This is a genomic window from Virgibacillus alimentarius (genome assembly GCF_017874635.1).
In the GTDB taxonomy this organism is placed as follows: Bacteria; Bacillota; Bacilli; order Bacillales; family Amphibacillaceae; genus Virgibacillus_B; species Virgibacillus_B alimentarius.
In genome coordinates, this window is sequence record NZ_JAGIKX010000026.1 from 1 (window position 1) to 26,290 (window position 26,290).

Consider the following 26,290-nt stretch of genomic DNA (forward strand, 5'->3'; position numbering starts at 1 on the left):
ATACTCAAGAGATTGAACCGCCGTATACGGAACCGTACGTACGGTGGTGTGAGAGGTCGACTAACCAAGTAATGGTTAGTCACCTACTCGATTTTGGATAGTGCCATGAGGATACCCTATAATCTGTCTGATATAAATCTAGAAAATATGCTTTCAATCCATATTTTCTAATGATCAGCAGTTTGTATGGATAAGTCAAGAGAAATCGTAGGTCAACATTTAAGGGGTCTTCGTTGAAATTTATTTTAGAGTTCGGTATTATTTAGATATCAAATAGTTTTATATAGAAATATATAAACGGAAAGAGGTCATTCAAATGCGATTACAAGGAAAAGTTGGAATTGTAACTGGCAGTGCTTCCGGTATTGGTAGAGGAATAGCTCTAGCAATGGCTAAAGAAGGGGCTCATATCGTCATTGTTGATGTAAATGAGGAAAAAGGAAAAGAAACATTAGCTGAAGTTAACAAATATGCAGAAGGCATGCTTTTTATAAAAGATATATCAATGAAAGAAAACGTTGATGAAGTTGTCCATGAAGTCGTCGGGAAATTTGGTAAGTTAGATGTTTTAGTCAATAATGCACATGTATCCAGACAGATGCCTTTCATGGAAACAACATTAGAACATTTTGATTTATCTTTTGGAACTGGATTTTATCCAACTTTCTATTTCATGAAAGCCGCATACCCTGAACTGAAAAAATCCAAAGGGAAAGTGATTAACTTTGCTTCAGGAGCGGGACTAGAAGGACAACCTACACAAACTTCCTATGCAGCGGCTAAAGAAGCTATTCGCGGAATTTCCCGAGTCGCCGCGAACGAATGGGGGCCAGACGGTATTAACGTCAATTTAATCTCACCGATTGCACGTACTCCAGGTGTTGAACAATGGCGTCAAAATGATCCAAAATTATACGAGGCAATGCTTAACAAAATTCCACTTCGTCGCCTTGGTGACCCGGAACAAGATATCGGTAGAGTAGCTGTCTTTTTAGCAAGCAAAGATTCGGACTATATGACTGGACAAACACTTATGGTAGATGGCGGATCAATTAAATTACGTTAAGGGGGTATTCAACATGGGACGATTAAATCATAAAGTGGCCATTATTACAGGAGGAGCTTCGGGTATCGGTGAACGCATGGTTGATCTTTTCAGCAAAGAAGGGGCGATTGTCATTGCTGCCGATATTAACGAAGAAGCACTTGAAAAAGCAAGCCAAAAAGAAAATGTATATGGAATAAAGTTAAATGTAGCTTCAGAGGAAGACTGGATTGCGTTAGCTAAGGAAGTGAATAATCGCTTCGGAAAAATTGATATTCTTGTAAACAATGCTGGGATTTCATCGGAAAAACCATATCATGAAATTAATGTTGATGATTGGGAAAAGATGTTGTCCATTAATGGGTTTGGACCATTCGCAGGTATGAAACATGTAACACCTTTTATGGCAGAACAAAAGAAAGGCTCTATCGTAAATATCTCTTCTTATACTGCGCAAATTGGGCAAGGATTTAATCATTATTCAGCTTCTAAAGGCGCAGTTCGTGCTATTTCTAAAGCAGCTGCCACCACTTTTGGCCATCAAGGAATACGTGTCAATACACTTTTCCCTGGGATTATTGAAACACCAATGACAAAATCGTTGGAAACATCAAAAGAACTTCTCGGCCGCCTCGTTCAAGCAACTCCGCTTCAACGATTAGGGCAAGCTGAGGATATTGCGAATGCGGCGTTATTCTTAGCATCTGACGAATCTTCATTTATTACAGGTGCAGAATTAGTCATTGATGGCGGATTTTCTGCCCAATAAAGGAAACTACCAATCGTTGGTTTTCGTTCATTCTTTATTCATAATTCGTTTGAGCTTATTAGGTTCTTATGGGCAGTTATCGCTCACCTTCGCTTCTCTCATTTAAGGTGGGTGCCTTCCTGCCCATCCCTATGAAGTGTGATAAAATTGACTATATGCAGTGAGAGTCCCTATTTATGAAGGGGCTTTTCTATTACAGAAAGCAGGGATGTAAGTTATGATCGAAAAAGACATATTTGGAATTATTCATTCCATGGACCGAGTTACGAATTATTTAATTATTCAATGGAATAAAACGTTCAATGAAAGCCTCGGTATCTCCCATATTCTTGTGCTTGGCCACCTTAGAGATAACGGAAAAAGCCGTCCATCAGATATTGCGAGAACGTTAGGATTAACTCCTTCTACTTTAACTCATTTATCAGAAAAACTCGTGCAAAAAGGATTAGCCACTCGATTTACAGACGATAACAATCGTAGAATTATTTATTTAGCTATTACGGATAAAGGAATCGATTTGGTTAGGAAAGCACATGAAGAAGGAAAAAGCCTCCGTGAAAATTTGTTTGAGGAGTTGTCAGACGAGGAACAGCAACAATTATTATCCATTTACGGGAAACTAAATGATTCCATTAAGAATTAAGTTTTATCCCAAATGATTCCGTTTTGGTTTTATTCGTAGCACATCGTTTATACTCAGTTTGGAATTTAATGATGATAGGCTCGGTAAGGAAATGGCAATTATTAGATATATAAACCGAATGATCACTATAAAAAAAGATAAAGAGGACCATTTTCGGTTCTCTTTTTATTGTGTTAACGGTTGCTTTTGTTGATATGAATGCTTATCTTTCATGCGCCGCAAACATCATAAAAAAACGACATGCTAAGAGGGAATGTCGTTTCCTAAATGATATGAGTCAACCTCTCTTGGTCACTACTATTCCTAATTCTTCCTCAGATAAATGTAAAAGTACTGTAAATTTTTTCATCATGGTCTTTACATATTCAAGAATCAAATGTACGATATTGGTATCGGAATTCGATATTTAAAATCGATAATGAGCTGTTGGAGGTGATAGAATGGAAAACAAAGTATTACGTAAGCTGTTTCTTGGATTCATACACATTCATATTTTACACCATGCAAAGGAACACCCTATTTATGGTGTTTGGATGGTGGATGAACTGAAAGAGCATGGTTATACCATTAGCTCAGGTACCCTTTATCCGATCTTACATTCCATGGAGTCTGATGGGCTATTGAAAAAGAAAGAGAGAAATGTGGAAGGCAAAATAAGAAAGTACTACACGACGACGGATAAAGGGAATGAAATGCTTAAAGAGGCAAGAAAAAAAGCTTATGAATTATTTAAAGAAATAAAATAAGAGAGGAGGGGAATCACAATGTCCAAACAAAAAAATAAAATGCAAACGCTCATTGAAATATTACTAACCTCAACAAAATTAGGATTGACTTCATTCGGGGGCCCCGTTGCCCATCTAGCATACTTTAAAGATGAATATATTGACCGTCGCAAATGGCTTGATGATAAAACATATGCGGATATTATTGCATTATGTCAGTTTTTACCTGGTCCAGCTAGCAGTCAGGTAGGCATTTCCATTGGTATGTTGCGTGGAGGTTTGCTTGGCGGGCTTCTCTCATGGTTTGGATTTACCGTACCATCGATTATTGTGTTGATTTTATTTGCTGTCATGTATCAAACATTCGCCCTAGAAGATGCGAGCTTCATACACAGTTTAAAGATAGTCGCGGCAGCAGTTGTCCTACACGCGCTAATAGGATTAGGCAAAAAATTAACACCTGATAAATCACGGTTAGCGATCGCTATAGTCGCTGCTGCTATCATGTTATTATATCCATCCGCATGGATGCAGATTTTAATTATTTTAGGTGCTGGTTTACTAGGTTTAAAATTATTTAAAGATAAAGCCGAATCAAAAGTTCAGCCTTTCTCCATTACGATTTCAAAAAAGCTTGGTTTAACCTCTTTAGGCATTTTAATAAGTTTGCTTATTTTACTGCCGTTCTTAAATAAACTATCAGATAACCCTCTACTTACTATTTTTGATATCTTTTTTAGGGTTGGCTCTCTCGTATTTGGTGGGGGACATGTCGTATTACCAATGATTGAGCGAGAAATAGTACCCGCAGGTTTATTAACGGCGAATGAATTTTTAGCTGGATATGGAATGGCACAAGCAGTACCAGGTCCACTATTTACGTTCTCTAGTTACCTGGGAACAATGATGGAAGGGGTAGCTGGAGCGATTGTAGCAACGATAGGCATCTTTCTACCTTCATTTTTGTTCATTGTTGCAGCTTTACCGTTTCTAAATGAATTACGTAAACGAGCATCTTTTCAAGGCATTTTAATGGGGGTAAATGCTAGTGTTGTAGGTATTTTGTTAGCTGCATTTTATGACCCGGTGATGAACAGTTCGATTTTTAATGCAACAGACTTTGCCTTAGGTGTCATTTTATTTGGTTTGTTAAATATATGGAAAGTACCCGCATGGTTTATTGTTATATTAGGTGTTGCAGGTGGTTACGTTTTACAGCTTCTTCCTTTTTCGTGATCGTTTCTTTTAAAACTTGGAACAGAAAAACCCCGAACGTTCATTATATTTTTGTGCTAAAGGCGAGGGCTGGTGGAATAAAAATAGTTAAAAGAGAGGAGGACAATTATTGAAAAGTAACAAGGTAAAAATGACTCTCCATACTGTTTTAAGTGGGATCATTGCAATCTTAGTGGCAACGTTTTTTGCTTCCGGAGCAATTGCGGAGAATTATACCGATGACACTTTTGTAGCTCCAATCTTCTTTCTTATTATAGTATTTTGGTTCGTCGGCGTACTGTTTCTCGTCTTTAGGAAATTCCATACATCGGTCAGGATAATGTGGCTTTCTATTCCAATAGGGATGGTAATTGCCTTTTTGCTAGCAGCATCCCGATAAGCTTTTAACTAATGGCACCGTTATATATTTTCTTACGAATACAGAAAAGTTATATTCTATATTCAATATGAAAATTAGATACAAGGAACATAGGATTAGGAGGGAAATTTTGTGATTACTGGTTTGCATCATGCCCAGATTACGATTCCAAAAGGATCCGAAGAGGAAGGGAAAAAATTTTATTGTGGAGTATTAGGATTACCAGAGATTGAAAAGCCTAAATCGCTTCAAGGACGAGGAGGCTTTTGGTTAAAAGTTGGAAATAAAGAAGTACATATAGGGACAGAAGATGGCTTTGACAGAATACAGACAAAAGCGCATTTAGCTTACCAAGTGGAAGATATATCTTATTGGAGAAAGGTGTTGGAACAAAATGATATTAAATTATTTGATTCAGTACCAATACCAAATTTTGAGCGTTTTGAGTTTAGAGATCCGTTCGGCAATAGAGTGGAGATGATTCAAGAAGTTTAATTATAAATGATCAATCTTGTATCGCTTCAACATTTTCACTGAATTAAACCTAGGAGGCAATCATGCAGTGAGTGATCGTTTACGTTTTCTTTTTCGATCAACCACTCTGGACAATAACACACTACATTCATATAAAAACAACAGTGGAATAATGACTAAAATATCTGATAACAGATCCGGCGGGGTAATGAGAACGGCAGTCACAACCAATACGAAATAAGCATGTTTCCTAAATTTATACAACTTGTAAGGATTTAGCACCCCTAGACTGGTTAAAAACATTACAATCACGGGAAGTTCAAATAAAAATCCGAACGGCAATGTCATGTGTAGCATAAATTGGAAGTATTTCTCTATCGTAAAGAAGGTTTCAAAGATACCTTCTGACAATGAAACCAGGAAATTAAAAACAATCGGGAATATGATAAAATAACCGAAACTGTTGCCCACAACAAAAAGAACAAATAAAGCTTGAACGTAAGCCATTGTTACCTTTTGCTCTTTCTTGGTTAATGCCGGTCGAACGAAAAGCCAAATTTGATGGGTGGCCATGGGTATTGTTCCGGCAATTGCGGCGATACCAGCCAATGTCAAATAGACCCATAAAATCTCGGCAGGTCCTAACACAGCCAATTTCATCGATACATCTTTCATAAGCCATTTGTAGATATCTTGTACAAAAATGAAGGATAGAATAAACAGTAAGATAAATGTAACGAGCGTGATTATGATTCGTTTGCGTAATTCTCCCAGATGCTCGACAAACTCCATATCTTGATGTTCCATCATCATCCCCCCTTTACGAAATAAAGAAGATGCAAGCATAAAAATTACTTACACCTTCTTCATCAACTTTTGACTCAAACTGCCTGATCGTTCTTGTTCTGTGGCTTCCTCTCACTTGACTCCTCGTCCGAAACTAATTCTCGTGTTGATTTTTTAAATTCTTGTAGTGTTGATCCAAATGCACGGCCGATTTCCGGTAATTTTTTTGGGCCGAAAACAATTAAAGCGATAATGAGGACAAGGATTAAACCGGGAATTCCTATATTTTGCAGCATAACAATTGACCTCCCTAGTTAGATAGCATTTTTTTACGCTTACTTCCTTTGAAAAAGAAGTTAAATAATTTGTACTCCGCCTGATGTCCGCAAATAAGACAATTAACATTTTCACTTGTTTTATCTTCACTCGAGAGTGGATAAATATGTGGAAGATGTATGAACTTTAAACCTTCCTTGACGTGTTTTGTACAGACCAAAACCATAGCAGGAACTCCTTCTATACAACATTTCAATGCGTATTAATGGAATTTTCCACCTTGTACAGCGACCAGGCAAGAACGTCCGAAATCATAGTCAGGATATGGGTTCCAGGTTTCAGGATGCTGTACATCCAAGAATAGTGTACGTTCATCAGGTGTTAACCAGGGCCCTGTTACTTCACAGCCTTTTGGACCTGATGCAAACTGGAACGGTTCTCCATAATTCTTACCGTCTGTTGGAATCATGAATGCACCACAGTTTTTGTACGTTGCATAAACATTGTCTTCTGTAGCACTGAAATCTTCTACTACCCACAGATTGCCTTTGCTGTCAAAGTGAAGGTTGTCAGGACAAGTAATCCCGCTTTCACGTCCGCCTGCAACAAATACCTGGAAAGTAAACCGATCGCTGCCATGGTCATTTTCAGCAGGTTCAAAACGTACAATTTGGCCGTGGAAATTTCCGTGATCCGAGTTATTTGTCAGTGATAGAAATACGCTTCCGTCATGCGGATGGATTTCCACATCTTCCGGACGATCTAACTGTGTAGCTCCAACAGCGCGAGCTGCTTCGCGTGCATATGTAAGTACATCCGCCTGATTTGCAAAGAATTTTTTGCCGTCCTTTTCATAGTTCTGTAGTTCTTCATTTGTTTCATAGTCAAGCGTAATCCATTGCTGTTCTTCAAGATTCGCTACATATAATGTTCCACTCTCCAAAATATCAAAGTTTGCTTTACGATTATTCGGGCTGTATGTCTTATGGCTGATGAATTTATAGAAGAATTCATCCCGTTTATCATCACCCATGTAAATGGCCACTTTGCCGTCCTTTGTTAACCCTACAGCCGTATTTTCATGAGCAAACCGCCCTAGTGCTGTGTGTTTGCGTACTGGTTTATCTGGATCAAATGGATCCACCTCAACGACCCATCCATAATGTTCGTCTGTGAAATCAGGCCATCCATAGTCATCACCATAAAACGTATTCTCTTCACAGGATAGAGCAGTGTTCCATAGGGTTTTTCCGCCACTGCAGTTTCCTAGCGTCCCTTTAACAGTTTTTGCCCCTTTTACGGCTTTGCTACCAGCTGCAGGACCTGTTAGTTGGATGCTGGTTGTCCCATCGATTCGGCGGTTATATTTGTCGTCTTTGACTAACTTCCATTCGCCTTTATCTTTTTTAACGCGAATGACAGAGCCGCCAACGGCCTTTTTCTCCATTTTTAATAGTTTAGGATATTGTGCAAGCTTTGATTGATCAAAGGTATCGGGATTGATTCCAAGCATCTTCATATAATTTTCTGGTTCTGGAAATTCATGGTTCACCCAGATTAACCCTTCTTCTGAATGATTGCCGCCTTCTAAGCTATCGATGGGAAAGTAAACCGTAAGATCTGCCGAATCGCCGAACTCTTCTCCTTTGGAATTGATTACATCTCCATACGAAGCAATAATGTTATACTGATATCCCTGTGGTAGGACCAGATCATTTTCCCAAGTGCGCTCAATTTCTTTAAAAGGAGCTGTAAGGGGTTTTCCTTTGCCACCAGCCTTTCCGGTACTTTTTTTATTTTGCTGTGGAGCCATAGCATTTGCCACTGAATCAATTCCAGTTGAAGCTACAGCTAACGCAGCCGTCGTACTTCCCGCGTATGTTAAAAACTTGCGTCTATCAATCTTTTCCATCTTTATCTACTCCTTTTGGTAATTTATGGTCGCCTTTTTCACTACATATAAAATTGTAGATAATGATTATTGACTCTCTATTAAGAGCGTGTAAAAATTTTGTTAAATTTTTAGTGGCTATGGTGTGTGTATACAATTCTTTTTTTCCTTACTAAATCATTTTGTCGATGGGGAACAGGATAAACGGATGGATTGAACACATAAGCAGCATTTATATTTGAAAATTTTGAATAAATAACATGCACAGTATGTTACGATTATTTCAATAAAACAAATTGCTTAAGGAAGGGATGATGTGCAGCATGCGTTTATTTTCGGGGGAACTGGGATGCTTGCAGATGTCTCCTTATGGTTCAATGAAAACGATGTAAATACAACTGTTTTTAGCAAGAAATAAGGAGAGACTTGAAACATTATCTAAAAAGTCTATAAAACCTGAAAGCGAGGAGGGAATATAGTGGCTATTGGATCGGTATATTTAAAAGTGATTATTGACAGATTTGAAAGTGTAAAGGACCTTGGTGATAAAACCATCAATCAATTATCCGAAGAAGGAATACACTGGACTTATAATGAAACGTCTAATAGTGTTGCAGTCATCGTAAAACACATGAGTGGAAACATGGTATCAAGATGGACGGACTTTTTAACCTCTGATGGGGAGAAGGAGGATAGAAAGCGGGATGAGGAATTCATTGATGATCTTTCATCCATATCAGAGCTTCACCATATTTGGGAAAAAGGCTGGCAAACCCTTTTTCGTACACTAAATAGTCTAGGCGAACAAGACTTATTAAAAAAGGTGACTATTCGTGGAGAAAATCATCTGGTACTTGAAGCGATTGAGAGACAAATGGCACATTATGCTTATCACGTCGGGCAAATCGTCTATATCGGGAAACAAATAAAAAATGAAGCATGGGAAAGTCTCACTATTCAAAAGGGAAAATCGGAAGAATACCGAAAGAAAATGATAGATAAACATCAATAAAAGCAGAATAGAAATAAAGGTGAGCTATAGGAAAGATGTATGTTGATAAGAAAAGCAACTGAAAAAGATAGCAAGCAACTGGCAGTTTTAATGGGAGAATTAGGGTATCATCCGAAAGAAATGGAACAACGTTTTTCAAAAATCAATGCGAATGATTTTTATACACTCAGGTAGCGGAAATAGAAGGTATTATTTTCGGATATCTAACTGGATAATCAAACTTCAGAGGAGATGTGATAAGAAGTGAGCGATTATATTCTATTAATACCATTACTAGTCGGTGTTATCGCTGTACTCCATCGCTCAAAAATATTTCCTAATATTGTTAGATATATTGGTTATGGGTACTTCTTTGTACTAACATTGGTTTTCATCATAGTAAGAGAAAGAATAAGTTCCCTTTATGAACATCCTCCAATACCTGATATGTATTGGGAAAAGAATTCAAATTGGGCTGATATAGCGTTATTATTATATTTATTGCCAACGGTAGTCATATTTCTAATCCTATGCTTTTTTTGGATGAAAAGAGAGCAGGAATTAAAAGAAAAAATCCTTATATTTCTTTTCTTTGTAGTTGTATTGGTAATGCTTTTTGTTTACGCCTTTTTCTTTAGTATGACGTTAGGATATAGACCATAAAGGAATTCATGGGAAGAGGGGATAATACAAGCAGGATTAACGTTATTTTCATAGAAGTTATCATACAACTGGCAGTTTAGAGGAATAATGAACCTTTTCCCTTAAGTATAGTCGTTTTAAATACTGGGGGGGTGTCAACAATGAAAAGGTATTTTATTTTCGCTATTAGTTTTATATTATTGTTTTTATTATTCCAAGTATTGTCTGGAATGCTTCTTACATTTACATATACTCCAGATGTAGATGATGCTTGGAATATGAGTGCTAATTTATCTCAAGAAGTTATTATTAAAAGCAGTCAAAGCTCTTTTTTGTTACTATTATTTATAGCGTTTCTTTCTGCAACCATTGCTTACTTTATATCGAAAAAAATGAACTAATAACTACATTAGCATCAATTGAACTATCCACCATTTAGCTCCGTTACGAGTTGCTACGTAAAAGGCAATTCATCACAGTCTTCCGCATGATTGGGCATAAATTCGTGTGTTTCGCTTTTCTCGTGTTCTAGAGGACTCTGGATAATTTCAAGTGGAGCAGCGTTATTTATGAGATGAGTAGCATAACGATGTCTTCATTGATGAGGATATTTCCAGTATGGTTAACCTTTGCCGTCATGATTTATGCTTCCTTTTGTTAAATTTTATTATTAAAAAAATGATAAAATAACCTAGAAAAAAGCCGACTCCAGAATTTATTGCTGATTTCCAATCATCTTTGATGAAAAGATTGCTAGAAAAACAGCAATTCCTACAATAAATGAAGCATACCAACGATCCATCTATTTTACCCCCTCAAATAAAACCGGCTGAAAATGCACAGCATAAAAACTTCATCAAACTTCCTTCTCTTATATCTTATAATAATTAACTTTGCTTTCTCAATGTTCATTTGGTTATTTGTCCTTCCATAAGTGATTGTAAGCGAAAAAACTGGAAGAAGTAGCTTGCATGAATTAAATGAGAAAGAATGGAAAGTGCTAATCGAGCCTATCGACCAGCCACTGCCGGAAAACACAAATACCATTGAAAAAAATAAATGGACGATTTGGAAAGCGGTAAATGGTCTTTTCTAATACTCGATATCTTCAAAATCTTGTGGTTGAGGGGTTGGCCGTTTATGTTTTAACTCATTATTCTTAGAAATTGATTCATTTATCTCTTGGTAAGCTTTCACTTCTCTTTTACCAGGTAAGACTTTAGAAACAAGTTGGGTTTATGCCTTTGCAGTTTGGGACGGATCTATTTATAAAAAGTGCTTTTGATGGAAAACAGGGAATTATTAAAATAATTGCCCTCTCAATCTTAGCTATGATAACTATCATTCTCATTTATAAGTTTATAAAGCATAGTCTTGCGAAAAGGTAAAACTTTTTACAGGTGGTAAATCACAGATAAGTAAAATTAATGTTTGGAGAGGTGATAAAGGCAATGATACCGATTATTTTAAGTGTCATACTGCTAATTGCTCTTGTTTTTTCCATGTCTATTGTGATAAGAAAAAGAAAAAAAGCTGGTATTGCAGGGATAAGGAGTGCTTTAACTTCAATTTGTTTTTTTCTTATTGCTGTAACAAACCTTTCCGCTTATTGGTTTAATTTTATGGGGCTGTTAAATTGGTCTATTACTGTTATTTTGTTAATCATAGGTGCTTATTTTACAAAATATATGCCTGTATCTGATTCGTGATTGTTAATAGTGTGATGGTTCAACAAGAAGTTCGCTTCCAGAACTAACTGGTAGTAGTGTTTAGAATGAAAGACGGGAGATGAGATAATTTGATTCACTCGTTGAAGCAATTTCTTTATGGAATTGCGGGCGTAATTACAGGGATAATTATTGTATATTTATTGAATAATGAAGAAATAAATTGGGATACAATTGGTGTTGTAATTACTGTATTTTTCTTAATATTGCTTTTCAGATTAGGGTTAAGTTTATATAAAAAATAAATACGATTGGACGAATGACCACTTTAATATAACAATGTCAGCCTTTTTCATAATTTGGCCGGCTTGTTCCGGGATGAAGAAAAAATTTTTATTTTGCACATAAGTAGAAAGATCATTGGGATATTATTACAGAGGTGACATTTATGAAAAAGAAAAGCATGATCATTTCTTTCCTTTTATTTTTCACTTTTGTACCAAGTCTAATTCACGCCCAATCCGATGTGAAATGTCCTGATGTAAAACAATTAGAGAAAACATCCATGAAAGATAAAGAGGAACTTTTAAAGGCATTGAAAGAAATTGTTCCTGCGACATACCAAAAAGGAGAGCATGGAGAAATGTTTTCGGAGTGGGAAGTAATTACTGCCCTTCCTTTCCCAAAAACAGCTGAAAAAAAGGATGCGGTTTATGATGAAATGGCGAAGAATTTTTGCGGGGAAGCAGTTGCTGAACAATCGTGGTTAGTCAGATTATATTTTCCGAAATGGGAAGGGAAGAGTGCCAGCGCATTAGAAGGCCAGATTTTTATAGCTAAAGATAAAGAGGATGGATGGTTCGTCTGGTTTCGGTATCATTAATTGAGGCATCTTGCCGTGCTGTTGTTCGTTTAAGGAAAAAAAGAATCACACCAATTCGTATGTGTGATTCTCTTCAACAAAGCGCCCTGTTACTGGAACAAAGCCTGAATGATGATAGTGGCGGGATTTTTCCATTCACCATTTAACCACCGAGGAAAAAGTCGAAAATATTGCTGGCTTTTGAACTGTTCTTATTATAAAACTCCGAATACCCACAATTTTTACAGAAGATAACAGTAAATTGATTGTTTTGAACATCAAACATTTTCGATAGTCCTGTACCAGTCATTGATACATCCTTTGTGTCTGCATCTGTACTTCCACACTTTATACATCCTCTAGCATGTTCCATGCGAATCAGCTCCTACCTTATTATTTTTATTTTCTTGCAATAACATTATGTTATTTTTATCATAAAAATCCCCATGGGACAATGGTTTATCTAAAGACGGGGAAATGGTTAAATCCACATTGTACACGTGTTACACAAAAAGAGAAGGACTTTTTCAAAATGCATGTTCCTAATTTAGGGGAACATGTTGAAAAAATCCTTCTCCTAAGGAATATTTTCATAACAGTTCCATTCATTTATTTTCCAAATTGATGATAGGCGCCATGCATAACAGGCCCGACATATTCATTCATCTTCCATCCATGTGCAATTGCTGCGGTGACAAATTCTTTTGCATTTGCTACAGCTTCTTTCACAGATTTGCCATTTGCAAGATTAGCCGTTGTTGCTGCTGCAAATGTACATCCTGCACCATGATTGTAGGTGGTATTGATTTTTTCATTTTCGAGAACTGTAAACGCTTTTCCATCATAGAAGAGGTCAATCGCTTTTTCGTGATCAAATACCTTGCCGCCTTTAATCACAACATTTTTTGCACCAAGTTCATGGATCTTCACTGCTGCCTCTTTCATATCATCCATTGTTTTGATTGGCCCGTTTTGTGCAAGCTGACCAGCTTCAAACAGATTTGGAGTTGTAAGGGTTGCACGAGGAAGTAATAATTCCCGCATTGCATCCGTATTTTCAGGCTGTAAAACTTCATCTTCTCCTTTGCATACCATGACTGGGTCGAGAACGAATTTATCCAGTTTATATTCATCCATTTTCTGTGCGCCAAGCTCGATTATATCAACAGAACCAAGCATTCCGGTTTTCATTGCATCGATACCAATCGACAGAATGGTGTCCAGCTGCTTACTCACAATGGCAGCATCGATCGGATATACCCCGTGACTCCAGTTGTTCTTCGGATCCATCGTCACAATGGATGTCAGTGCAGTCATTCCATACACGCTGTGTTCCTGAAATGTTTTCAGGTCTGCCTGTATGCCTGCACCGCCGCTGGTATCTGAACCAGCTAGTGTTAGTGTTTTTTTCATAGACATATGTATTCCCTCCTGTTTTCCTAAAAGTAGATTTCTACTATTTAAGAATATAACAGAATGTGCGGAAAAAAAAGTATGAAGGGTTTCGCCGTTGTATATGGAATATAGAAGTATACAAAAATGGAGGAGTAAAAAATGAGGGAAATTAATAATTCATATAGATCATAAGGACTGTAAGACAGATAGTTACTTTAGCAAGCAGTCGCAATTGAACACCTCCATTCTGACTATCTTATGATCTTCTATTTCAATGATATCAGAGGAATATAAAATAAATACTTACCTGAAGTAAATATTTTGTAAAGTTTTTGGAGGTTTCTATGCTTCATTATGATTTTATTTATAAAAAAATATATGCACATTACGGACCACAGAGGTGGTGGCCGGCTGATACGGCTTTTGAAATGATGGTCGGTGCTATTCTCGTTCAAAATACAAGCTGGCGTAATGTAGAGAAGGCGTTGGAAAATGTAGCTCCATATTTGTATCCGAAAAGAATGCGTTCATTAAAAGAAGCACAATTAGCCCAGTTAATTCGCCCAAGTGGTTTTTACAATATCAAAGCAAAGCGGCTGAAAGCTTTCCTCCATTGGTTTAGGGATCATCAATTTGATGTGTGTTCCTTAAAAGGGAAAAGCCGTGAAGATTTAAGGAAAGAATTGCTGGGGATTAAAGGAGTGGGGCAGGAAACAGCCGATGTCATGCTGCTTTATGGATTTGATAAGCCAGTGTTTGTGGTGGACGCTTATGCAAGAAGAATATTTTATCGGTTTGGTTATGATATGCCAGGGTCATATGATCCGTTTCGAATCGAAGTGGAAGGTGATTTATCGCAGGATCTTTTATTTTGGAAAGAGTTTCATGCATTGCTTGTTGAGCATGCGAAGCAGCATTGCAAAGCAAAGCCGATCTGTGATGGGTGTCCCTTAAGGGAACATTGTATGCAGAGAATGGGATGAGTTCCTTGCTATAAAAGCAGCAAAAAAATAACGATAAGATAAAGAAAAGTAAGAGAATGCATACAAATATAAAAAAGCTGAGAGTGAATGTATGAATCGGAGGTGTTCGGATGTTAGAAGAATTTGAAGAAAGATTTAAAAATATTATGGAAGCTGATATCAATATGTTTCAGCAGGATTTACGTTTAACAGCGTTAATGACGGATTTAGAAAAAGCGTATAAGATACCAATTATAAACGACGCGTTTTTTAATAAACGAAATGAAGAGGTAATGAAGCTTTATCGTGATGTAGCTAATCATAGGGTATCTGTAAAAAAATAAAAATACATCTTAAAAAGATAAGATTTACCATATTTTTATGTTTGTTTAGCACAGGCAACAAATATAACCACCCGTAAAATCCTTATACACTTATATTTACTGTGCCATATTGAATAAGCATTGTTTACAGCGAAATTACAAAATAAACCATCTCCCAGATTACTAGAAGGTGGCTTATTCTGTCTTATTAGCGAAAAAGCTAATCTTCTTCACCATCATGCATATCACTGCTGGAAAAAGCGAATTTTTCTTTACATCGTTTGTTCAAATCCGCTTGCGTTCCGATTAATAGATTCCCAAACTAGCCAGCAGAATAGCTGGTATGAGTGACAACATTGGAAAGGCAATCGCGATAACGGCAATATCTTTATACGATTCCTTATGTGACATGCCGGTGACGATTAAAATGGTTAAAACAGCTCCATTATGCGGAAGTGCATCCAGTCCGCCGGAGGCAATGGAAGCAATACGGTGAAATGCTTCTGGCGCGATTCCGGTAGCTTGTGCGATTTCGTTGTACTTTTGCCCTAAAGCTTCCATGGTGATACCAAGCCCTCCTGAAGCGGAGCCGGTTGCTCCTGATAATAGATTGGTAGCAACCGTCAGGGATATCAATGGATTTGCATCCAATCCAAGCACAAAATCACTCAATTTCTGAAATCCGGGAACTGCGCGTACCACGGTTCCAAACCCGACTGCAGCAGATGTATTGATCATCGCCATCACTGAATCCCCTGCACCCTTGTTCAGTGCAGGTACAAACCCTTTAAATCGTTTCACGGATAAAAGCAAAATCAAGAGGATACCGCTCAGGAGGGAAATGACAATATCCCATTTGAAGAGATTCAGTGTAATAATGACAGCTAAAATGGGAAGTAAAGATAAAAGAATGTGTGGCGGGTTTTCCATCAGCTGCTTTTTTACCTTTTCATCTTCGTCCGATCCAATGAAAACTTCGCCCGCTGCTTTTAATTTCTTTTCCCTCCATTTTAAATAAAGGATGGATCCAACTCCCATTACAATCGCCGCAGCAACCCCCATCATTGGTGCCGCAGCAGCGGTTGTACCAAAATAATCCGTTGGGATCAAATTTTGGATTTGCGGTGTCCCGGGAAGCGCAGTCATGGCAAAGGTCATCATGCCAGCAACGATGGTTCCCGGCATCAGTCTTTTTGGAATGTCAGCCTCCCTGAACATACTTACGGCAAGTGGATAAACAGCGAATACAACGACAAAAACACTAATCCCACCATAAGCCAGAACACTGGAAGCGAGTACGACGCCAATTGTTGCTTGTTTTTTTCCGAAAAGCTTGATGATTCCTGATGCGATCGATTGGGCCATACCGGTATATTCCATTAATTTTCCCAAAATAGCACCAAGCATAAAGACAGGGAACCAGCTTTTCGTGAAATCAACAAAACCTTCCATATAGGTGCCTGTATAGGCATCGAGTAAATCAAGTCCACCAAATAATGCAACAACCCCCGCGCAAATCGGGGCAATCCAGATAATAGACCAGCCTCTGTATGCAAGGATAATAAGCAACAAGAGCCCTAATACAATTCCTAGCATCCAATCACCTCGAGAATGAAAAACGTTAACGTTTTCAAATGGATATGTGATTATGGTTGGGCCCCGTGTGAAAACGGAGCCATCATCATTTTTCGTTTAACTGCTCGGAAAATCAAAATTTGTTTCGCTCTTTGTATCTGCTTCCGGCCATCGTTCTGAAACGGTTTTTGTGTTTGTGAAAAAGCGCGCGGTATCTGGTCCAAACATCTGACCCTCACCAAAACGAGACCCTTTCCACCCACCAAAGTTATGATAGCCGACTGGAATTGGAACAGGTACGTTGACACCGACCATGCCGACTTCGATTTCCTGCGTAAATTTGCGTGCATGTCTGCCGGAGTTGGTGAAAATCGTTACACCATTTCCATATGCATGATCATTAATGAGATCAATTGCTTGATCAAGGCTTTCCGCCGTCACAATTGCACGTGCAGGGCCGAAAACTTCCTCCTTATACATCGCCATTTCCGGTGTGACATGATTGAACAGCGTGGCACCGAGGTGAAATCCGTTCGCATTGTTTACAGAAGGATTCCTTCCATCGACGACGATATTTGCTCCTTCTTTTTCCGCCGATTCGATTGCGCGTAATACGCTCTGTTTTGCTTCTTCACTGATCAAGGCCCCGAAATCGGCAGTTTCATCTTGATAAGCACCCGGTTTTAGGTTTTTTACTTTCTCTTTTGCTTTTTTTGTAAAAATTTCTGCTGCTTTTTCTCCCACTGGCATAGCGACTGAAATAGCCATACAACGCTGGGAAGCAGAGCCAAAAGCCGCACCAACAAAAGCATCAACTGCAAGGTCCATATCAGCATCTGGCATGATCACCATATGGTTTTTTCCACTGCCAAATGCAGCAACCCGCTTATGATGTTTGGTGCCAGTTTCATAGATTTTTTCTGCGACTTTCGTAGAACCGACAAAACTGATTGCTTTTATATCTTTATGGGTAATAATGGCATTGACTGTATCCTTGTCCCCGTTGACAACATTCCAAACCCCCGCAGGAAGCCCGGCCTTTTCCCAGAGATCCGAGAGGAAGAGAGCGGAATAAGGCACCTTTTCAGAAGGCTTCAAAACCATTGCATTTCCAACAGCAACTGCCATCGTACTCATCGCAAGTGGCACCATCACAGGAAAATTGAAAGGCGAAATACATGTAACGACGCCGAGCGGCTGTTTTATCGAATAGGCATTAATATCTCCACCCACATTGACAGAGTGCTCGCCTTTTAGGATATGCGGTGCCCCGATAGCTAGATCAATCGACTCCATGCCCCGTTTAATAGCTCCTTTTGCATCAGAAATCGTTTTACCATTTTCTTTGCCGATTAATCGAGCCAGCTCATCCGTATGTTCGCTTACGAATTGACGAAATTTAAACAATACCGCTACTCTTTTTCCAACGGAAGTTTTCGCCCACTTTGCAGCGGCTTCTTTGGCTAATTTTATCGTCTGATCCACTTCTGCATCCGTAGCATACGGTACCGTGGCAATTTTTTGCCCCGATGAAGGGTTGTACACATAACCAAATCTGCTACTCGTACCTTTTACTTTTTTACCATTGATATAATGCATAATCCGATCTAATGTTGTTACTTCCATTTATCCATCCATCCTTTTTAAAATAAAATTCATGATTGCTTTTTCTTGGCATGCAGCTGCTTTAACATCAAATACGTAGCAGACATGTCCTTATCTGCATAGCCATCCATATGGTCATCAAAATATTGAATCAGTGTTTCAACCAGGGGCAGCGTTCCTCCGGACACATACTTGGCCAATTTCAAATCTTTGTGTAATAGGGAAGCAGTGAACGCTCCCTTCCTATATTCATCTTGAGAGATAAAATTTTTGTGATTTCTTGAGAACACATCGCTTTGCCCGGAACTTACAGAAACGATCTGATGAATAAGATCGTGATCAAGCCCATAATGATCTGCAATGGACAAAGATTCAGCGACCGCTTGATTATGAATACCAGTCATGAGATTGTTGATTAATTTGACTATCGTCCCCATGCCAGCATCTTCATCAATTTGGAAAATATTTTTCCCAATTGCGTGCAGATATGGCAAAGCATGGGGATAGGCTTCTTTTTTGCCACCAACCATAACGGTCAGTGTAGCTGCTTCTGCTCCGGAAACACTGCCACTTACTGGTGCCCCTAGATATTGCATGTTTTTTTCTGTGGCTTTCTCCGCTATTTTTCGGTTTAATTCCGGAGAAACCGTGCTTACATCGACGAATGTAAGGGGAGAGGAGCCATGATGAATCAGGCCAGCTTTACCAAGATAAACCTCCTCTACAATTTGCGGTGTCGGGAGGCTGGTGAATAGTATATCCACTTCATCGGTAAGCGTTGCTACCGTGTAGCCTGTCTTTCCACCAATCGCTGCTAAACGTTCCTCATTTACTTTCTTAATGTCCACACCGTATACCGTGAACCCGCTTTTTAATAGATTGGATGCCATCGGAAATCCCATGTTTCCAAGTCCAACGAAACCAACCTTCTTTTTGTCCATACACACCCTCCTTGTTTGCGTATAAGTGTTATCCTGCTAAACGATACGGATTATTTATAGCGCCTCTATAAGTATATTTTGAATAGCTATTAAAAATGATAAGATTTTGACAATAAGAGGGTCTGTCCTCTAGGCGAGAGGAGGGGAACTGCCCACACGAAGTACATCCCCGAATTTTACCGAATGAAACGGAGGGGTTACGATCGTTCTCCCTCCAGTTTATACCGAATAATTTTGGCAGGACTGCCCTTACGAAGTCGTGTATAATGAAGAAGAATCTTAGTTTTAATAAAGAGGGAATTAAAATGCAGAAAAAACGACTTACGCAGTTAAGGAAGACTGCACTTTACTATGTTCTTCCTTCATCATCATGATGATGAGTTGCTCCGTGATTTATTTTAGTATGTACTATATTATCCACCATGAAGATACAACAGCATTTACTTTTGGAGATAATTATGGCTATCTAGCTGATTTTTTTAATGGAATCACCACACCCATATTAACGATAATTACGGCATTATTTGCTTTATGGGCATTTTTGAGTCAGAAGGAACAGCTTAAATTACAAAAAGAAGAATCAGTGAGGCAGCGGATTGAAGGAACTTTTTTCCAATTATTTGATCTACATAGTAACATGGTAAGGGATTTGGTATACGAAGCGCCAAATGGTTTTGGGCGTCACGGGGGACAGGATTTTTTCAAAAAGGCATATACAGATTTGATGCAAATTTATCTCGCGGAAGAAGATACGGATGAGGATTTGCGATTACTTGCCTCGATGCAAAAACTAGATAAAATTCATGCGAATAATTTCCATTTATATTACAAGAATCTATTCCGTAAATATTTCTGTTGAACAGCTGCTTTTGTCAGGATTATCAGAAAGCGTGTCTAATATATGCAGGGAATATCGTGTGCAACCTGATCGATTGCAGTTTGAGATTACCGAGAGCAAAGAATTATATAAGCGGAAGCAGATCAAACAGATTATGCATTCTCTTCGGACAAAGGGATTCCGGGTTGGACTTGATGATTTTGGAAACGGATATTTTTCTTTCAACGACCTCGTCGATTTACCGATTGATTTTATGAAACTGGACAAAAGCCTCGTGTATAAATTAGATCAGGAGCCCAATTTGGAGTCAACAATTAAAAAAATGCTAGAAATTTTCAGGTTGCAGGAATGGGATGTGACTGTAGAGGGCATTGAAACTGCCGATCAACTAAAAACATGGCAAAACTTCGGTGTCGATGCAATGCAAGGGTACTACATAGGAAAGCCTAAGGCGTAAAAGCTTGAGTGACAGCGTTATGGGTCTTGTCCAAATAGCGCTGGAAATTCAACTTTGATGAAAATTATCAGTAGAACATCGCAAACCACAGTACCAAATCGATTCTATCAAGTCTTAATCATCCAGCAAATCCTTGTTTTTCTTGTACGATTTTTTTAAGGAAAGGTAATTCAAGATAAAGAAGAAAATTGCGGCAAAAGTAGCTGATCCAACAATATCAAATGTTTCTTCAAGATTGGATGGAATGCCTTTGAATAAGATGGAAATAAATAAAAAAATGATCCAGAAATGAATAGTGCTATAAATTCTCAACCTTTTTTCTTTTTGATATCGTTTTTCTGATGCAACGTCTGGATATTCAATACCGGTCAACGTAGAGCGAAGAGTCGTATACGTGATTAAAAATCCAATACAAAGAAGTGCCATCCTATCACCAGGCATATCCATCTCTACTATAAATGATTCAACCATTAAATACAGAAACAGCGACACACCCAGTATGAAAACGGCTTCGGCAATAAAGTAAAGAAGTCGTTTTTCCCTATACTCATCCTGTGGAAGTAAATTGGCAATCCATGTTTTTTCCATCTTAATCATCCTCCCAAAATAAATCATCGAGCGTCTTCCCCAATGTTTTGGCAATTGCAATGCAAAGCTTAAGACTCGGATTGTATTTTCCTTTTTCGATCAGTCCGATTGTCTGTCTTGCCACCGACACCCGGCTGGCAAGCTGCTCTTGTGTAAGTGATTTTTCTACTCGAGCCATTTTTATTCGATTCGACATTTAGTCACCATCCACGCTATATATATATGTCATTTAGGCATATATATATTACGTTTTATTTTTAAAAAAGTCAATCATACACGTTTTGACATAGCTGCGAAATGATAAAATGAAGAACGCTTAATTATAAAGAAATAATAAACTTTCCTTTATCTTTATAAAAGGATGCTATATTTACATTTGTAGGGGAGGAATCATCATGCAAGCTCGTCTTTTACTTGTGGAAGATGACTCGGAAATTGCTGGCATTACGCGGAATACACTCATACAAGAAGGGTATGAAGTAACTTGGGCAACTACAGGTCTTGAAGGATGGGAAGATTTTCAGGGAGCCAAGTATGACCTCGTCCTTGTTGATCTCATGTTGCCAGAAATGGATGGCTTCACTTTATGCAAAAACATTCGCTTGAAAAGTGATGTCCCGATCATTATTATCAGTGCCCGAAAAGAAGATGAAGATAAAGTCGAAGGGCTTGGCCTGGGCGCGGATGACTACTTGGCAAAACCCTTTAGTCTTGTTGAATTAAAAGCACGCATCAAGTCACAACTACGTAGATGGCGACGATATCAAGGCGTTTGTGAAACAGGAAATAGATCTAGGTACGCAGACGGCTTAACGATTGATTGGGATCAACGTAAGGTCATGCTTCATGGGGATGAACTTTTATTAACTGTAAAAGAATTTGACTTACTCCATGTTTTAGCAAAGCATCCGCAGCGCACTTTTTCAAAACAAGAACTTTATGAACATATATGGAACCAAGTTGAAGCGGAAGGGTTGCACACGGTTACTGTGCATATTAAATCGTTACGTGAGAAATTAAAAGACCCTGTAAAAACCCCCTATTTTATTCAGACCGTTTGGGGAAAAGGTTACAAGTTTATAGGTGACCTGCTGTGAAAATAAAAACATGGCTATTATTATCTTATTTAATCGTGATGATTCTTCCTTTGATGACAGCTTATTTCCTTTTTGCCTGGATCCATTCGTATAACAATGAACAAAAAGTGGAAGAGCACGTGCAAATCCAAATGGAGTTAGATGACCTAAAACAAATTTTAGACGATCCAAAACTATATACCTCTCAAACAGATCGAAAAAAAATTAAGAAATATGCGGATCAGACAAAATCAATCACGCTTTATGACCAGAATGGAGTGATTATCTATACATCTAATCCTTCATTTAAATCAACGAGGTATGGACTTAGCAAAGAGCAACTATATCAAGACTTATACACATTAGAACAAGGATACAGTTCCTATTCGTATAAACAACCCGTCTTCGATAATCGAAAACTCATTGGTTTTTTTGATGTGCACATAGCTCGTGACGAATGGGTAGCAGGTGTGACAAATCGTAGTTATATTGTTGGAGGACTGTTTTTTGTTGTATTTACGCTTATTTATTTAACAGTTATTCTTCTTGTTAATAAAAAATTTAACTTGCGTCTAACCGGGTTGATGAATGACATGACAGCTTTTGCTGCTGGTAAAGACGTTCATGAACGCCAGACAAAGCAAGATGAAATTGGAAAATTAACAGCGCATTTTTTTCATATGAAACATCAAATCGATACAGCAAGAAAAACAATTGAACAGGAACAAGAAGCGAAAGAATACTTAATCGCAAGTGTTTCCCATGATCTAAAAACGCCACTTACATCCATTATGGCTTATGCTGAAGCCCTTCACACGCAAAAACTAACAGATCAAGAACAAAATGAATATCGCCAAGTGATTATGGAAAAGGCGGATTTTATGCAGGTTATGTTAGATGACTTGTTAACATACACGTTACTCAAGTCACCGAGCCATACGATGGAATTAGTGGAAGTGGAAGGCAGTGAGTTTTTTGAAATGCTAGTCTCAGATTATGAGGCGTTATGCATAAACAAAGGCATTGAATTACAGGCAGATGCGGATGTTGTTGGAACGTATGACTTGAACCCAAAACAAATGATACGTGTGGCTGATAATTTAGTTAGTAATGGGATTCATTATACAAAAAAGGCAGGTCATCTGTGGATTGCTGCCCGATCAAGTGAAAAGATGCCCCCTGATTGGTTATTTGAATTTATACCCACAAATGAATTGTTAACGAAAGGTGCTGTTTATTTCATCGTTCAAAATGAAGGAAAAGGAATAGCAAAAGAAAAATCAGCTTATGTTTTTGAACCGCTTTATCAAGCAGATGAAGCACGGAGTATACAATATAAACATGGATCGGGACTAGGTTTAAGTATTACTAAACAAATTATTGAAAAACATGGCGGCGAAGTCTTTTTATTTTCAAAAGAAAACGTTGGTACATGTGTCATATGCAAACTACCTAAATTGAAGTGAAAAGGGGAAGAAAAATGAAAATCTATCAAGCTTTAGTAACTTTATGTGTGACAGGAGGAATTTTTATGATGACGGCTTGCTCGGAAACAAGTGATTATTCTCCAGAGCAAATGATTAATAATGCTTTAGATGAGAAAGAATCTGAATCATACGTAGCTGAAGCGACATCAACGATTCGTGAAAATGAAGACGTTGTGGAAGCAATGAAGATGAAAGAATGGCATAGTAAAGATGGAAAGATAAGGGTCGAAATTGAAAATCAAAATGAAGAAGAAAAAGCGATATCGGTCAATGATGGGGAAAAGATTACAACATATGAAGTAGAGCAAAATCAAGCGATTGTGGTTGACGATGAAGAAATATTGGAATTTAATCAACCATCACCTAAAGAACAAGTTGATTTGATTCTTGATATGGTTCGTGATACGCATCAAATAGAAGGAAAAGGGGAAGAAGAAATAGCTGGTCGATCCGCGTACCATCTGGTAGCTACCCCGAAAAAAGATGATGTTTTACTGGGAAAACAAGAAATATGGATTGATAAAGAAAATTGGATTGTTTTAAAGATCGTTTCCAGTACAGGCAATCAAAAGACAGAAATAGTCTATAACAATATTGATTTTGATACGAGCATTCCTGATGAAAAATTTACACTTGATCTACCTGATGATGTAGATATCGTTAACTCAGATGACTTACTAAAGACGGAAGAAGTGACGTTAGAGGAAGCAAAAGAAGGTATTGGAAAACCTTTTCTTTACTTTCCTGAGGAAGACGGGGTAGCGATATCAGCCATCGAAATGGATGAACTAAAAGGTAAACTTAACCGGACGGAGATTAATATTGATTATAAGAAAGAAGATGCACCATTTTTAACACTATCTGTTTTTGAATCGCCTGAAGATACAGATGAAGATCTTCTCCTCCCTGATGAAGAAAAGGTTACGATTCGTAATCAGGACGGAACCTATACAGATTCAAATGATTTTCGTGCTTTATTTTGGCAAGAAGATGGATTAAATTACTCCCTTGTTATCATTGATCCAAGCCTTACATTGGAAGAGTTACAAGCATTAACGGAAACAATGGATACGGTGAAGTAAGTGGTTCGTTTTTAAAGCGTCTTTCCCGTAGTGGGTAAAAATCACTCTTATTTATATTTTAATGATCCTTTTCCCTATATATATATCTTTTGTTGCACAATGGACGGAAATTCGGGCTGACTTTTTAGGAGCAAAGCTTTTAGAGGGTGGAATGACCCAAATGGCAGAGGGTCTCCGTGAATTAGGATTAGCACAAGATAAAGCAAGGGATAAAAGACTTCAATATGGCGGGGCAGACGAAAAGCCAATGAAAAGAACGTCGAGTATAGATCGTGATAATTGGTTTTTCAGGTTTATTGAATTTCAACTTCAAGCACATCCGCCACTGTACTAGCGAATCAAATCCGTCACTTCTTCGTTAAGTTGGCGTAAGATACGAAAGGCTTGGTTAGGTGCTCGGATCAAGGAATCATTACCTGACTGGGGAAGGAAAAAAGTCAATTTGTAGCGGCTAGCACAGTCATACTACCATTGTATTTACAAGGGATGTCGTGTTTTCATGGCCACTATATCAAGGGATACCTACCTATTTTCAGGGTGCGAAAGTGGAGTTATTATGAAAACAATAGACAACCCCATCAAGGGGGGATGGATAGGAATAATCTCTCACCGGCTGGATAAAGCACATGAGGGATTATTTTTTGTCATTTTTATCACACCTACTATCCCTCAACTTCAACAATTCCCTCATCATAAAAAATCTCCTTAAACTTACAAAATGCGGATGTTTGCACAATATCTTTATGATGAATAAACCATGTCTGGACCTTCCCATATGGTTCTGGCAGGGGAAATCTTGTGATCGTTTTGCTTTGGTCAAGTTGATCAGTTGCCGTTTTTGGCAAAAGGGAAACGCCCAGTCCAGCTTGAACACAGCCCATTATCCCGTCCAATGTGTTCAACTCCATCATCCGTGTGGGAATAATTCCTTTTGACTCCAGCCATTTTTCCAGCGTATCTCGGTAAAAGCAGCCGGACTTGAATACGATGAACAGTTGCTTATCTAACTGATCAAATTCCGCGTTGGAAAGGGAATTTTTCTTTGCAATCAGCATCAGTTCTTCTTCAAAAGCCTCGATTTTCACAAGGTTTGGATGACGGACTTCTCCTGCAACAAATGCACCATCTATTTCACGTTTTAAAGCAGCTTTGATAAGTTCTTTTGTAGTTCCGGTTTGAAGCGATAATTCAACTACTGGATAGTGATCATGATATCCAGATAATATCCGCGGCAATCGGGTAGCAGTTGTTGTTTCCATGGAACCGATGGACAAAGTTCCACTCGGTGCATGAGATTCCTTTAATGATTTTTCCGCATCATCCATCAGCTGGAGCGTTTGCACCGCATAGGATAAAAGCATTTTGCCGGGTGAGGTTAGTTCAACACCCTGTTTATGCCGATAAAATAACTTGGTTTCGTATTTTTGTTCCAGCCGTTTCATTTTCGCGGTGACATTGGATTGAACAAAGTTCAGGCTCTCAGCCGCTTTTGTCATGTTGGCATGCTTTGCCACTTCCTTAAAAACACGAAGATCTTCCAGATTCATATAAAAACCTCCAGCCGATGTTCAGGTATCATTATTTTTGATGGTAAGC

At 38.2% G+C, this 26,290-nt stretch carries 33 protein-coding genes; 22 read left to right on the forward strand and 11 right to left on the reverse strand.

Going from position 1 to position 26,290, the window contains the following annotated elements; genetic code table 11:
• Positions 1 to 316: 316 nt before the first annotated feature.
• From J2Z81_RS11870 to J2Z81_RS11900, 7 genes are all read left to right on the forward strand, one after another.
• Positions 317 to 1,066 carry an SDR family NAD(P)-dependent oxidoreductase gene (locus tag J2Z81_RS11870; protein WP_029266474.1) on the forward strand — a complete coding sequence of 250 codons (750 nt, stop codon included), beginning with the start codon at positions 317 to 319 and terminating at the stop codon, positions 1,064 to 1,066.
• 13 nt (positions 1,067 to 1,079) lie between these two features.
• Positions 1,080 to 1,814, forward strand: a complete 735-nt coding sequence (locus J2Z81_RS11875; protein WP_029266473.1) for an SDR family NAD(P)-dependent oxidoreductase — start codon at positions 1,080 to 1,082, stop codon at positions 1,812 to 1,814.
• A gap of 217 nt (positions 1,815 to 2,031) precedes the next feature.
• On the forward strand, positions 2,032 to 2,457 hold the full coding sequence (locus J2Z81_RS11880; RefSeq protein ID WP_029266471.1) for a MarR family winged helix-turn-helix transcriptional regulator: 426 nt from the start codon (positions 2,032 to 2,034) through the stop codon (positions 2,455 to 2,457).
• 440 nt (positions 2,458 to 2,897) lie between these two features.
• The gene (locus J2Z81_RS11885) at positions 2,898 to 3,203 is read left to right on the forward strand and encodes a PadR family transcriptional regulator (protein WP_029266469.1); all 306 of its coding nucleotides are present in this window, start codon (positions 2,898 to 2,900) and stop codon (positions 3,201 to 3,203) included.
• 18 nt (positions 3,204 to 3,221) lie between these two features.
• Positions 3,222 to 4,418 (forward strand): chromate efflux transporter, encoded by a 1,197-nt coding sequence (chrA, locus tag J2Z81_RS11890; protein WP_226371418.1) that lies wholly within the window; start codon positions 3,222 to 3,224, stop codon positions 4,416 to 4,418.
• Positions 4,419 to 4,527: 109 nt separating this feature from the next.
• Positions 4,528 to 4,797, forward strand: a complete 270-nt coding sequence (locus J2Z81_RS11895) for a hypothetical protein (RefSeq protein WP_226371419.1) — start codon at positions 4,528 to 4,530, stop codon at positions 4,795 to 4,797.
• 111 nt (positions 4,798 to 4,908) lie between these two features.
• On the forward strand, positions 4,909 to 5,271 hold the full coding sequence (locus J2Z81_RS11900) for a VOC family protein (protein WP_029266463.1): 363 nt from the start codon (positions 4,909 to 4,911) through the stop codon (positions 5,269 to 5,271).
• 60 nt (positions 5,272 to 5,331) lie between these two features.
• Here the strand turns inward: J2Z81_RS11900 and tatC are convergent, their stop codons facing one another.
• From tatC to J2Z81_RS11915, 3 genes are all read right to left on the reverse strand, one after another.
• Positions 5,332 to 6,057, reverse strand: coding sequence for a twin-arginine translocase subunit TatC (gene tatC / locus J2Z81_RS11905; protein WP_226371420.1), 726 nt, complete (start codon positions 6,055 to 6,057; stop codon positions 5,332 to 5,334).
• Positions 6,058 to 6,131: 74 nt separating this feature from the next.
• Positions 6,132 to 6,332 (reverse strand): twin-arginine translocase TatA/TatE family subunit, encoded by a 201-nt coding sequence (locus tag J2Z81_RS11910; RefSeq protein ID WP_226371421.1) that lies wholly within the window; start codon positions 6,330 to 6,332, stop codon positions 6,132 to 6,134.
• A gap of 242 nt (positions 6,333 to 6,574) precedes the next feature.
• Positions 6,575 to 8,224: a PhoX family protein gene (locus J2Z81_RS11915; protein ID WP_226371422.1), complete on the reverse strand. Its 1,650-nt coding sequence runs from the start codon at positions 8,222 to 8,224 to the stop codon at positions 6,575 to 6,577.
• A 457-nt stretch (positions 8,225 to 8,681) separates the two neighbouring features.
• Here J2Z81_RS11915 and J2Z81_RS11920 point away from each other — a divergent pair, with 457 nt between their 5' ends.
• The 7 genes from J2Z81_RS11920 (at position 8,682) to J2Z81_RS11940 (ending at position 12,386) form a co-directional block, all read left to right on the forward strand.
• On the forward strand, positions 8,682 to 9,215 hold the full coding sequence (locus J2Z81_RS11920; protein WP_226371423.1) for a DUF1572 family protein: 534 nt from the start codon (positions 8,682 to 8,684) through the stop codon (positions 9,213 to 9,215).
• Between the two features lie 42 nt (positions 9,216 to 9,257).
• Complete coding sequence (locus tag J2Z81_RS16000) at positions 9,258 to 9,389, forward strand: hypothetical protein (protein ID WP_264175918.1); 132 nt, start codon at positions 9,258 to 9,260, stop codon at positions 9,387 to 9,389.
• A gap of 69 nt (positions 9,390 to 9,458) precedes the next feature.
• Positions 9,459 to 9,857 (forward strand): hypothetical protein, encoded by a 399-nt coding sequence (locus tag J2Z81_RS11925; RefSeq protein WP_029266459.1) that lies wholly within the window; start codon positions 9,459 to 9,461, stop codon positions 9,855 to 9,857.
• A 140-nt stretch (positions 9,858 to 9,997) separates the two neighbouring features.
• Positions 9,998 to 10,237 (forward strand): hypothetical protein, encoded by a 240-nt coding sequence (locus J2Z81_RS11930; protein WP_029266457.1) that lies wholly within the window; start codon positions 9,998 to 10,000, stop codon positions 10,235 to 10,237.
• Between the two features lie 566 nt (positions 10,238 to 10,803).
• Positions 10,804 to 10,932 (forward strand): hypothetical protein, encoded by a 129-nt coding sequence (locus tag J2Z81_RS16005; protein ID WP_264315445.1) that lies wholly within the window; start codon positions 10,804 to 10,806, stop codon positions 10,930 to 10,932.
• A gap of 355 nt (positions 10,933 to 11,287) precedes the next feature.
• Positions 11,288 to 11,545: a hypothetical protein gene (locus J2Z81_RS11935; protein WP_226371424.1), complete on the forward strand. Its 258-nt coding sequence runs from the start codon at positions 11,288 to 11,290 to the stop codon at positions 11,543 to 11,545.
• Between the two features lie 406 nt (positions 11,546 to 11,951).
• Positions 11,952 to 12,386, forward strand: a complete 435-nt coding sequence (locus tag J2Z81_RS11940; protein ID WP_029266453.1) for a hypothetical protein — start codon at positions 11,952 to 11,954, stop codon at positions 12,384 to 12,386.
• A 142-nt stretch (positions 12,387 to 12,528) separates the two neighbouring features.
• Here J2Z81_RS11940 and J2Z81_RS11945 read toward each other — a convergent pair whose 3' ends face one another.
• Together J2Z81_RS11945 and pdxK are read right to left on the reverse strand one after the other, a co-directional pair.
• Positions 12,529 to 12,738: a zinc ribbon domain-containing protein gene (locus J2Z81_RS11945; protein ID WP_029266451.1), complete on the reverse strand. Its 210-nt coding sequence runs from the start codon at positions 12,736 to 12,738 to the stop codon at positions 12,529 to 12,531.
• A gap of 236 nt (positions 12,739 to 12,974) precedes the next feature.
• Positions 12,975 to 13,784 (reverse strand): pyridoxine/pyridoxal/pyridoxamine kinase, encoded by an 810-nt coding sequence (gene pdxK, locus J2Z81_RS11950; RefSeq protein ID WP_029266449.1) that lies wholly within the window; start codon positions 13,782 to 13,784, stop codon positions 12,975 to 12,977.
• Between the two features lie 320 nt (positions 13,785 to 14,104).
• On the opposite strand from pdxK, the gene J2Z81_RS11955 reads away from it, so the two are divergent.
• Together J2Z81_RS11955 and J2Z81_RS11960 are read left to right on the forward strand one after the other, a co-directional pair.
• Complete coding sequence (locus J2Z81_RS11955) at positions 14,105 to 14,743, forward strand: endonuclease III domain-containing protein (RefSeq protein WP_226371425.1); 639 nt, start codon at positions 14,105 to 14,107, stop codon at positions 14,741 to 14,743.
• A gap of 110 nt (positions 14,744 to 14,853) precedes the next feature.
• Positions 14,854 to 15,066, forward strand: a complete 213-nt coding sequence (locus J2Z81_RS11960; RefSeq protein WP_226371426.1) for a hypothetical protein — start codon at positions 14,854 to 14,856, stop codon at positions 15,064 to 15,066.
• 285 nt (positions 15,067 to 15,351) lie between these two features.
• On the opposite strand, the gene J2Z81_RS11965 is transcribed toward J2Z81_RS11960, so the two are convergent.
• From J2Z81_RS11965 to J2Z81_RS11975, 3 genes are all read right to left on the reverse strand, one after another.
• Positions 15,352 to 16,641 (reverse strand): GntP family permease, encoded by a 1,290-nt coding sequence (locus tag J2Z81_RS11965; RefSeq protein ID WP_029266442.1) that lies wholly within the window; start codon positions 16,639 to 16,641, stop codon positions 15,352 to 15,354.
• A 96-nt stretch (positions 16,642 to 16,737) separates the two neighbouring features.
• Positions 16,738 to 18,246 (reverse strand): CoA-acylating methylmalonate-semialdehyde dehydrogenase, encoded by a 1,509-nt coding sequence (locus tag J2Z81_RS11970; protein ID WP_226371427.1) that lies wholly within the window; start codon positions 18,244 to 18,246, stop codon positions 16,738 to 16,740.
• A 29-nt stretch (positions 18,247 to 18,275) separates the two neighbouring features.
• Positions 18,276 to 19,166 (reverse strand): NAD(P)-dependent oxidoreductase, encoded by an 891-nt coding sequence (locus J2Z81_RS11975; RefSeq protein ID WP_029266440.1) that lies wholly within the window; start codon positions 19,164 to 19,166, stop codon positions 18,276 to 18,278.
• A gap of 388 nt (positions 19,167 to 19,554) precedes the next feature.
• Between J2Z81_RS11975 and J2Z81_RS11980 the strand changes: the two genes are divergently transcribed.
• Together J2Z81_RS11980 and J2Z81_RS11985 are read left to right on the forward strand one after the other, a co-directional pair.
• Entirely contained in the window at positions 19,555 to 20,025 is a 471-nt protein-coding gene (locus J2Z81_RS11980; protein ID WP_226371428.1) for a hypothetical protein, read from the forward strand.
• 31 nt (positions 20,026 to 20,056) lie between these two features.
• Positions 20,057 to 20,461, forward strand: a complete 405-nt coding sequence (locus tag J2Z81_RS11985; protein ID WP_319023839.1) for an EAL domain-containing protein — start codon at positions 20,057 to 20,059, stop codon at positions 20,459 to 20,461.
• A 114-nt stretch (positions 20,462 to 20,575) separates the two neighbouring features.
• On the opposite strand, the gene J2Z81_RS11990 is transcribed toward J2Z81_RS11985, so the two are convergent.
• The gene (locus tag J2Z81_RS11990) at positions 20,576 to 21,049 is read right to left on the reverse strand and encodes a hypothetical protein (RefSeq protein ID WP_226371430.1); all 474 of its coding nucleotides are present in this window, start codon (positions 21,047 to 21,049) and stop codon (positions 20,576 to 20,578) included.
• Between the two features lies 1 nt (position 21,050).
• Entirely contained in the window at positions 21,051 to 21,245 is a 195-nt protein-coding gene (locus tag J2Z81_RS11995; RefSeq protein ID WP_029266434.1) for a helix-turn-helix transcriptional regulator, read from the reverse strand.
• A 199-nt stretch (positions 21,246 to 21,444) separates the two neighbouring features.
• Here J2Z81_RS11995 and J2Z81_RS12000 point away from each other — a divergent pair, with 199 nt between their 5' ends.
• From J2Z81_RS12000 to J2Z81_RS12015, 4 genes are all read left to right on the forward strand, one after another.
• The gene (locus J2Z81_RS12000; protein ID WP_226371431.1) at positions 21,445 to 22,146 is read left to right on the forward strand and encodes a response regulator transcription factor; all 702 of its coding nucleotides are present in this window, start codon (positions 21,445 to 21,447) and stop codon (positions 22,144 to 22,146) included.
• Positions 22,143 to 23,591 carry a sensor histidine kinase gene (locus J2Z81_RS12005; protein ID WP_226371432.1) on the forward strand — a complete coding sequence of 483 codons (1,449 nt, stop codon included), beginning with the start codon at positions 22,143 to 22,145 and terminating at the stop codon, positions 23,589 to 23,591. The genes J2Z81_RS12000 and J2Z81_RS12005 overlap by 4 nt, the downstream gene beginning before the upstream one ends.
• A gap of 65 nt (positions 23,592 to 23,656) precedes the next feature.
• Positions 23,657 to 24,694, forward strand: a complete 1,038-nt coding sequence (locus J2Z81_RS12010; protein ID WP_156947666.1) for a LolA family protein — start codon at positions 23,657 to 23,659, stop codon at positions 24,692 to 24,694.
• Between the two features lie 160 nt (positions 24,695 to 24,854).
• A complete protein-coding gene (locus J2Z81_RS12015) occupies positions 24,855 to 25,028 on the forward strand; it encodes a hypothetical protein (protein ID WP_226371433.1) in 174 nt (57 codons plus the stop codon).
• A gap of 328 nt (positions 25,029 to 25,356) precedes the next feature.
• Here J2Z81_RS12015 and J2Z81_RS12020 read toward each other — a convergent pair whose 3' ends face one another.
• Positions 25,357 to 26,241: a LysR family transcriptional regulator gene (locus J2Z81_RS12020; protein WP_226371434.1), complete on the reverse strand. Its 885-nt coding sequence runs from the start codon at positions 26,239 to 26,241 to the stop codon at positions 25,357 to 25,359.
• Positions 26,242 to 26,290: the final 49 nt, after the last annotated feature.